The 6,581-nt window shown below is 68.4% G+C and carries 6 protein-coding genes and 1 rRNA gene; 1 reads left to right on the top strand and 6 read right to left on the bottom strand.

What is annotated here, in order from left to right:
* Window positions 1–69 (bottom strand): 16S ribosomal RNA (locus tag JQN84_RS10625); the annotation flags it as partial.
* Window positions 70–733: 664 nt separating this feature from the next.
* Here JQN84_RS10625 and JQN84_RS10620 point away from each other — a divergent pair.
* Window positions 734–958 carry a hypothetical protein gene (locus JQN84_RS10620; RefSeq protein ID WP_204958136.1) on the top strand — a complete coding sequence of 75 codons (225 nt, stop codon included), beginning with the start codon at window positions 734–736 and terminating at the stop codon, window positions 956–958.
* 39 nt (window positions 959–997) lie between these two features.
* Here JQN84_RS10620 and JQN84_RS10615 read toward each other — a convergent pair whose 3' ends face one another.
* The 5 genes from JQN84_RS10615 to tig all read right to left on the bottom strand — a co-directional run bounded on the left by JQN84_RS10615 (window position 998) and on the right by tig (window position 6,436).
* The gene (locus tag JQN84_RS10615; protein WP_204958135.1) at window positions 998–1,795 is read right to left on the bottom strand and encodes a carbon-nitrogen hydrolase family protein; all 798 of its coding nucleotides are present in this window, start codon (window positions 1,793–1,795) and stop codon (window positions 998–1,000) included.
* A 288-nt stretch (window positions 1,796–2,083) separates the two neighbouring features.
* On the bottom strand, window positions 2,084–3,379 hold the full coding sequence (gene clpX / locus JQN84_RS10610; protein WP_145921323.1) for an ATP-dependent Clp protease ATP-binding subunit ClpX: 1,296 nt from the start codon (window positions 3,377–3,379) through the stop codon (window positions 2,084–2,086).
* Between the two features lie 213 nt (window positions 3,380–3,592).
* The gene (locus tag JQN84_RS10605) at window positions 3,593–4,255 is read right to left on the bottom strand and encodes an ATP-dependent Clp protease proteolytic subunit (protein ID WP_204958134.1); all 663 of its coding nucleotides are present in this window, start codon (window positions 4,253–4,255) and stop codon (window positions 3,593–3,595) included.
* 10 nt (window positions 4,256–4,265) lie between these two features.
* On the bottom strand, window positions 4,266–4,907 hold the full coding sequence (locus JQN84_RS10600; RefSeq protein WP_067310650.1) for an ATP-dependent Clp protease proteolytic subunit: 642 nt from the start codon (window positions 4,905–4,907) through the stop codon (window positions 4,266–4,268).
* A gap of 170 nt (window positions 4,908–5,077) precedes the next feature.
* A complete protein-coding gene (tig, locus tag JQN84_RS10595) occupies window positions 5,078–6,436 on the bottom strand; it encodes a trigger factor (RefSeq protein WP_204958133.1) in 1,359 nt (452 codons plus the stop codon).
* Between the last annotated feature and the right edge of the window lie 145 nt (window positions 6,437–6,581).

Raw genomic sequence — 6,581 nt, 5'->3', positions numbered from 1 at the left:
CCGCTCGACTTGCATGTGTTAAGCACGCCGCCAGCGTTCGTCCTGAGCCAGGATCAAACTCTCCAACAAAAACTGTGTTGAACAGCAATCCCGACAACAAACAAATGTTGCCAAAGGAATCCCCACCAGACAGAAAAAAAGCCTGCCCAGTGCGGGGTATAAAACAATTGGCACTGGCTTTACAAGCACCCTGTTGAGTTCTCAAAGAACAACCACACACCAACCAGACAACCGCTTTCACGGCTACCCGACCGGGGCAACTTCCCTAAGTTACTTGGACCGAATTTCGCTGTCAAATTCGCTGTCGCGATCTGTCAGCCTCGTTCAGCCGCATCCACGTTGCGGCGATCACCGTTTCCGGTGGTCGTCGATATCGTGGGGATCGGCAGACCGGCCGGCATCCGCTTTCACGGTGCCCGCCCGGCTCCCTGCCGGCTTCAGAACTCTACCCGGTCGGCTTCGCGTTCGCAACCCCAACTTCCAGGGAGCGTCGCACCGCCCGATCCTCAGCATCGCTCGGCGTCTCTGCCACGATCCTGGTGCCCGTTCTCGGCCAGTTCGTCCGGCCTCCCGCGTGCAGAGAGAAAGTTACGCGGACGCCCCACGGAAGGCAAATCAACGATCGTCACTGCCTTGGTCGGTGGGGCGTCACCGGCCGACGCCGCGCCCTCCGGCGTCCCGCCCGGGTACCGAAACGACGCCGAGAGGGCCGATCCGTGCCAGAGTGGCTGCCATGGATGAGGCGTCCCGCTCCCCCACGGTCACCCTCGCCGACGACGCACTGCTGGGACTCCTGCTGCCCTTCTGGCAACTGGTGATCGCGGCGGTCGTGCTCGTCGTCGTCGTACTGTCGGTCGTCCGGCTGGCCCGGCGCGGACCGTCCAGGATGGGAACGGCCCTGCTGGTGACGGCGACGGCGATCATCGCGCTGGCGGTCGTGGGGGTGCTGCTGAGCTGACCGAGGCCCGGCCCCAGGGCAGGCCGCCCCCGGGGCCGTTCAGAGGCGGCGGTTTGCCAGGCTGGGCAGCTCGGCCCGGATCGTGTGCAGCCGGTCCAGGTCGAGGTCGACCACGGTGACACCAGGCCCGTCCGGCACCTGACCGAGCACCGTGCCCCACGGGTCGACCACCATGCTGCGGCCGAAGCACGTCCGGCCCGGGTCGTGGTCACCGGTCTGCCCGGCGGCGGCCACGAAACACTGGTTCTCGATCGCCCGGGCCCGCAGCAGGACCTCCCAGTGGTCCCGGCCGGTGTGCATCATGAACGCCGCCGGCACGACGAGCAGGTGGGCACCCCCGTCGGTGGCGAGCCGGCGATACAGCTCCGGGAAGCGCAGGTCGTAGCAGATGGTCAGGCCCACCCGCAGTCCCTCCACGTCGACCACCACGGGTTGCACCCCGGGGGCCACCGTGGCGGACTCGCGATAGGACACCCGGCCGGGGATCTCCACGTCGTACAGGTGGATCTTCCGGTAGCTGGCGGCGAGGGTTCCGGAACGGTCGAAGACCAGCGACGTGTTCCAGGTGTGCTCCGGATCCGGCCCGGCCTCGTGGAAGGAGCCGGCGACCAACCAGATTCCCAGCCGGCGGGCCACCTCGGCGAAGAAGGTCCCCACCGTCCCGTCCACTCCCTCGGCCGGCGGCATCCCCGCCGCCGGGCCGAGATAATCGACGTACTCCGGGAGGACCGCCAGGTCGGCACCGGCCGCCGCGGCCCGCACGAGCAGGGCCTCGGCGGCGGCCAGGTTGGCCGACCGGTCGTCGCGGGCGTTGAGCTGGCAGACGGCGACGCGCATGCCGCCAGGGTACGGGCGACCGGCCGCCCGGGGACAGCCCTCGGCGCGGCGGGGCCGGAACACGGTCGCCCGCTACCGGGGAACGGGCGCTCGGACACCCACGGTCGGCCACCAGGACACCCCGTGGACGCCCCGGAGCGCCACGAGGGCGACCGCGAGCCGGGGGTGTGGGGCGAGATGATCCCCGCGCGACGACCGGTCAGGCGACGGCAAATGGCGCTGCGCCCGTACGCGCAGAAGCACGGCCCCGGGCGGGAGCCGTGCTTCTGACGGTGGTCGGGGCGTCGGTCAGGCCGACTTCTCCTCGCGGTCGCGGCGGGCCCGGCGACCGGTGAACTCGCGCGGCACGATGGTCGGGTTGACGTTCTCCAGGACCGCCTCGCGGGTGATCAGCACCCGGGCGGCGTCCGGGTTGCTCGGCACCTCGTACATGACGGAGAGGAGGACCTCTTCCATGATGGCGCGCAGACCACGGGCACCGGTGCCCCGGAGCATCGCCTGGTCGGCGATGGCCTCCAGTGCCGGCGGCTCGAACTCCAGCTCGACGCCGTCCAGCTCGAAGAGCCGCTGGTACTGCCGGACCAGGGCGTTGCGGGGCTCGGTGAGGATGCGCACCAGGGCGGAACGGTCCAGGCTGCGCACGTTGGTGATCACCGGCAGTCGGCCGATGAACTCGGGGATCAGCCCGAACTTGAGCATGTCCTCCGGCATCACCTGGCTGAAGATGTCGTCGGTGGAACGCTCGGAGACCGACCGGAGCCGGGCACCGAAGCCGGTGCCGCCGGAGCCGGTGCGGGCCTCGATGATCTGGTCGAGACCGGCGAAGGCGCCACCGCAGATGAACAGCACGTTGGTGGTGTCGATCTGGATGAATTCCTGGTGGGGGTGTTTGCGCCCGCCCTGCGGCGGCACGTTCGACACCGTGCCCTCCAGCATCTTGAGCAGGGCCTGCTGCACCCCCTCGCCGGAGACGTCCCGGGTGATCGACGGGTTCTCCGACTTACGGGCGATCTTGTCGACCTCGTCGATGTAGATGATGCCCGTCTCGGCGCGCTTGATGTCGTAGTCGGCGGCCTGGATCAGCTTGAGGAGGATGTTCTCCACGTCCTCGCCGACGTAGCCCGCCTCGGTCAACGCGGTGGCGTCCGCGATCGCGAAGGGCACGTTGAGCATCCGGGCCAGGGTCTGCGCGAGGTGCGTCTTGCCGCACCCGGTCGGACCGAGCAGCAGGATGTTGGACTTGGCCAGCTCGACCGCGTCGCTGCCGGAGCCGGGGGCGTTGGCCGCCTCGGCCTGGATGCGCTTGTAGTGGTTGTAGACCGCCACCGCGAGCGCCTTCTTGGCCTGGTCCTGGCCGACGACGTAGTTGTCGAGGAACTGGCAGATCTCCATCGGCTTGGGAAGCTCTTCCCACTTCACCTCGCCGGACTCGGCCAGCTCCTCTTCGATGATCTCGTTGCAGAGGTCGATGCACTCGTCGCAGATGTAGACCCCTGGGCCCGCGATGAGTTTCTTGACCTGCTTCTGCGACTTGCCGCAGAACGAGCACTTCAGTAGGTCGCCGCCGTCACCGATCCGTGCCACCTACGTTCTCCCTGCACTCGTCGACCGGAGACCGGCCCTGAACCGCGGACGCCGCAGCGCCCGTCCGTGGTGAAATCCGTTCCGCCGGTCCGACCCGGCCACGCCGTACGGACCCGACGTTACCCGCTGGCGAGGGTTTCTCCGACCCCCAAAACGGGTGTGTCAGAGGCCGGCCGGGAACTGCTCACCCGACCGACCTCCGACCGGCGGTGCTCAGCGGGCCGCGTTGGCGGCCAGCAGGCCCTTCTTGCGACTGGTCAGGATCGTGTCGACCAGCCCGTACTCCTTGGACTCCTCGGCCGTCATGATCTTGTCACGGTCGATGTCCTTGCGGACCTGCTCGATCGGCCGGTTGCAGTGCCGGGAGAGCATGTCCTCCAGCTGGGTGCGCATCCGCAGGATCTCCCGGGCCTGGATCTCGATGTCCGAGCCCTGCCCGTAGCCGCCCTCGGTGGCCGGCTGGTGGATGATGATCCGCGAGTTCGGCAGCGCCATCCGCTTGCCCGGGGTGCCCGCCGCCAGCAGCACCGCCGCCGCGCTGGCCGCCTGGCCCAGGCAGACGGTGGAGATGTCCGGCCGGACGTACTGCATGGTGTCGTAGATCGCCGTCATGGCGGTGAACGAACCACCTGGCGAGTTGATGTACATGATGATGTCGCGGTCCGGGTCGGTGCCCTCGAGCGTCAGCAGCTGCGCCATCACGTCGTTGGCCGACGCGTCGTCGACCTGCACGCCGAGGAAGATGATCCGGTCCTCGAAGAGCTTGTTGTACGGGTTGGACTCCTTGACCCCGTACGAGGTGCGCTCGACGAACGACGGCAGGACGTAACGGTTGTGCACGGCCGCGAACTGGGGCGGCAGGCTCAGATCGGTCATCGTCAGCTCCTCAGCTCAGGGTCCCGGCGCCATCCGGAACCTGCGTGGCCCCGATGATCACCTTGTCGATGAAGCCGTAGTCCATGGCCTCCTGGGCGGTGAACCAGCGGTCGCGGTCCGAGTCGGCCTCGATCTGCGCCTGGCTCTGCCCGGTGTGGTGGGCCACCCGCTCCTGGAACATCCGCTTGGTGTAGAGCATCTGCTCGGCCTGGATCGCGATGTCCGACGCGGTGCCGCCGAGACCACCGGACGGCTGGTGCATCATGATCCGCGCGTGCGGCAGGGCGTACCGCTTGCCCTTGGTGCCCGCGCAGAGCAGCAGCTGGCCCATCGAGGCGGCCATGCCCATCGCCACGGTCGACACGTCGTTGTCGATGTACTGCATGGTGTCGTAGATCGCCATGCCGGAGTAGACCGAGCCACCCGGCGAGTTGATCCAGAGGAAGATGTCGCGGTCCGGGTCCTCCGCCGCGAGCAGCAGCAGCTGGGCGCAGATGCGGTTGGCGACCTGGTCGTTCACCTCGCTGCCGAGGAAGATGATGCGCTCCTTGAGCAACCGGTTGTAGACCGAGTCGTCGAGGTTGCCAATGGTGTCGCCACCTCGGGCTTCGATCGCCCGGAGCGGCTTCGCTGGGATGTGCATGTCGGTCATGGCAGCCCTTCGCTCTCCGTACCGTCGTACCCGACATTAACCGCTCCACCGGGTGATCGACTCCCGCTCGCGGCACTGTTCGCTCTCAGCGCAGCAGGCTCGGGACGTACCCGGAAAGGGGTTCGGCCGCCGTCTGCCGCAACGGGCGGACGGCGGCCTACCGGGTCGGATCAGTGCTCGTGGTCGTGCTCGTGGTCGTGCGCCTGCTCGCTCTCGGCCCGCAGCGCGTCGAGGGTGACCTCGTTGCCGGCCGAGTCCTTGATCTTGATCTTCTCCATCACGGAGGCGAGCGCCTTGCCGCGCCGCACGTCACCGAAGACGGCGCCGGCGGCACCGGAGCGGACCAACTGGTCGTAGTACTGCTGCGGGGCCATCCCGGCACGCTGCGCCCGGTGGACGATCTCGTGACCGAACTCGTCGTCGGAGACCTGGGTGTCCTCGGCGTCGGCCAGGGTGTCCAGCAGGAGCTGGATCTTGACGCCCTCGGTCGCCGCCTCGGTCAGCTCGGCGTCGATCTGCTCCTCGGTCTTCTCCTCGGCGGCGAGGTACTCCTCCATCGAGGCGCCGATCCGCTCCAGCTGGTCGACCATCGCCTGCTTACGGCTCTCGACCTCCTCGCGGACGATGCCCTCCGGGGCGGGCACCTCGGCGGCGGCGACCAGCTGCTCCAGGGCCTTGTCCCGGGCGGCGTAGATCTGCTCGACCCGCTTGCCCCGGCTGACCTTCTCCCGCAGGTCGGCGCGGAGCTCCTCGATGGTGTCGAACTCGCTGGCCATCTGGGCGAAGTCGTCGTCCAGCTCCGGCAGCTCCTTCTCCTTGACCGTGCGGACGGTCACCGCCACCTCGGCGTCCCGGCCGGCGAAGTCGCCGCCCACGAGCTGGGTGGTGAAGGTGGTGTCGTCGCCGGCGGCGAGCCCGACCAGGGCCTCGTCCAGCCCCGGCAGGAGCTGCTTGCTGCCGACCTCGTGCGAGATGTTGCTCGCCGAGCCGCCCGGCACGTCCTCGCCGTCGACGGTCGCGTTCAGGTCGATCTGCACGTAGTCACCCTCGGCGGCGGCCCGCTCGACGGTCTTGAGCGTGGCGAACCGCTCGCGCAGGTTCTTGACCTGCTCGTCGATCTCGCTCTCGTCGATCTGCAGCTCGTCGACGGTCACCTCGACGGTGGCCGGGTCCGGCAGGGTCAGCTCGGGTCGGACGTCGACCTCGGCGGTGAAGTTGAGCGAGTCACCGTCGTTGAACTCGGTGATCTCGACCTCCGGGCGGCCGAGCGTCTTGAGGTCGTGCTCACGCACCGCGGCGAGGATGTTCTGCGGGATGGCCTCCTGCACCGCCTCGTTGAGCACGGTGCCCCGGCCCACCCGCTGGTCGATCACGGCGGCCGGGATCTTGCCCCGACGGAAGCCGGGAACCTGGACCTGCTGGCCGATCTCCCGGTACGCCTTCTTGAGGCTCGGCTCGAGCTCGACGAACGGCACCTCGATGGCGAGCCGCACGCGCGTCGGGCTCAGAGTCTCGACGGTGCTCTTCACAGGCGTACTCCTTGACGGATCTCAGTGGTGGGTCTGGGTCTGGGCGTGATTGCGCGCATCGAGTGTAGGCGAGCCGGGACGCTGCTCCGGCAGCGCCCGGCATACCGCACAGAATCGGCGTCGCCCCCCGGGGGTGATCCCGGGA

The sequence above is a fragment of the Micromonospora humidisoli genome (assembly GCF_016900955.1).
In the GTDB taxonomy this organism is placed as follows: domain Bacteria; phylum Actinomycetota; class Actinomycetes; order Mycobacteriales; family Micromonosporaceae; genus Micromonospora; species Micromonospora wenchangensis.
Note: the sequence above shows the minus strand (reverse complement) of the source record. Positions and strands in the feature narration are given on the sequence as shown.